The organism is Cryobacterium sp. MLB-32 (genome assembly GCF_000738085.1).
Classification (GTDB): domain Bacteria; phylum Actinomycetota; class Actinomycetes; order Actinomycetales; family Microbacteriaceae; genus Cryobacterium.
On record NZ_JPRS01000621.1, the window covers coordinates 1 to 1,945 of the forward strand.

General features: G+C 56.3%; 2 protein-coding genes. Both read left to right on the forward strand.

Annotated elements, in window-relative coordinates:
* Positions 1–200 precede the first annotated feature (200 nt).
* Positions 201–1,619 carry a tyrosine-type recombinase/integrase gene (locus JF66_RS20410; RefSeq protein ID WP_197059526.1) on the forward strand — a complete coding sequence of 473 codons (1,419 nt, stop codon included), beginning with the start codon at positions 201–203 and terminating at the stop codon, positions 1,617–1,619.
* 130 nt (positions 1,620–1,749) lie between these two features.
* On the forward strand, positions 1,750–1,945 hold a 196-nt coding region (locus tag JF66_RS24790), incomplete at its 3' end, for a hypothetical protein (RefSeq protein ID WP_231556541.1).

The window sequence follows — 1,945 nt, forward strand, 5'->3', positions numbered from 1 at the left end:
CCGGGCCGGCCAGGCCCCAGATAATGATGACCAAACCGGCCGTCATGAGGGTGATGAGAACCCAGCCGGTTACGTTGCAGTGTTGGTTGTGCCTCACTTTGCACTTGAGTAACAACCCGAGACTGAAAATAGTGCACTATTGTACATGCCTCACGTGGACGACTGCACCCCGTCGTTCGCGGGAAGGATCTTCGCGGCTGGTGTCAGCCCTGATGCAAGAATGCGCCGCCATGGAGCTCTACTTCTCGGACGCTCAGCTCGTTGAGCGAAATCTAAAAACTGTTGCTCCTGAGCTAGACGCAGGACCGGTGTTGGACACCCGTCGGACGCTCAGGCAAGGGACGCCTCTGTTCTTCAGGGGAATCCGGCCGGCCCCAATCTGGTTCGAGTACGGAGTTCATCTCGGAAACGGATGGGCAGGCTCCACGCTGCGCCAGTACGCGTACGCAGCCCTCCGCTTCGCTAAGTTCCTCGAACCACTGCACGTGGACCTGACTGAAGTTACAGAGAGTCATCTCGCCAACTATCGCGATTCTCGAACAATGTATGGACCTCGCCCGATCTCTGCGGTTTCCTGGACAGTTGAGGCCGTTGCAATCCGCATACTCTTCACCTATCTCGTTGACGCCCAAGTCATAGATCATGTTCCCTGGATTTCTCACGGGAATCGTGACGTGCTTAGACAACCAGTTCGCACTCAGCCAAGCATCCGCAGTATCTCCGAACGCGAGTGGCATATCTTTTTCAACGTCGGGCTTCAGGGGCGACTTGTCGACGGCGGAGCAGACACAACCTTTGGCGGACGACTCGCGATGCGGAATGCGATCGGGGCGCAAGTTGCCCTCACCACTGGAATGAGATTGGGCGAATTTCACAGCCTCCTCCTCTGCGAGATCAGTGCAGACGAGCAGGGAGATTTCGGATCTCACGTCATTTTGCAAGCATGCGCGAAGGGCGGCAGGGAAAGGTCGGCCTATATTCCGCCGCGCGTTTTGGCGAAGCTAGGTTTATACATCGCAACCGAACGCCAAGCGATGTCGGCCGCCGCGTCGAGATTGAAAACCAGCTCAGATGCATCACTGTTTATCGTCGACGAACAGTGCCCGCACGGAACGTGGTTGTCAGGTGAGCTCGACGGTGTTCGTGTTCGCCGTACGGTGAAAGCAATGAATCCGACACTTCGCGCTCGCACTTTCAGAGACACGGGAGACGGCCTCGAGCCGATGTCGCTCTTCGTGAACTTCAGCGGCCGGATGCCATCCAAGGACTCCTGGCATCGAGCTTTCCGCGAGGCATCTGCACGGATATCGGTTGTCCTTGGACCGACTCGATCCACTCGTCCAATCACACCCCACATGTTGCGGCATACCTTCGCCGTAACGATGCTGAAGAACTTGGAACAAACGAACGGTACACGCAAAGCCTCACTAGACCCGATTGTGGAGGTGCAACGTATGTTGGGCCATGCCAATCTCGCTACGACGTCAATATATCTGGGTGCACAGAATGAGCTTTCCGATGAAGTTGAGGCCGCCTTCGCGAGTTGGACCGAAGAGTCGCAAGACTACGGGAGCCTTATCGATCAGTTTCTGTTAGAAAAGTTCACCCAGAATGACTAATCGCGGGATGTATTCGAAGCGATCGGTTTCCGGGCCGATACGTGGTCGGGTGGCCACCCATTTCTTGTCCCCGCGTGATTTTGAGTGCGCCAATCTCGCCGCGGAACTTGGCGATCTTTGGACTGGTCACGTGAAAGCCAACGGGGCAACCATCAGTACAGCCGGTGGGTATAGGGCGGCCATCGTTCTCTTCTGCAGGTTTGCAGATACACGAGGAGCGCCGAGGAAGGCGTCCATCTACAGGCCCGACGACGACCTCGCATTCACGCTCTATGAATGGCGATCTTCGCTTTCCACTGCAGCTCAAAACAAGGCCTACTCACAAG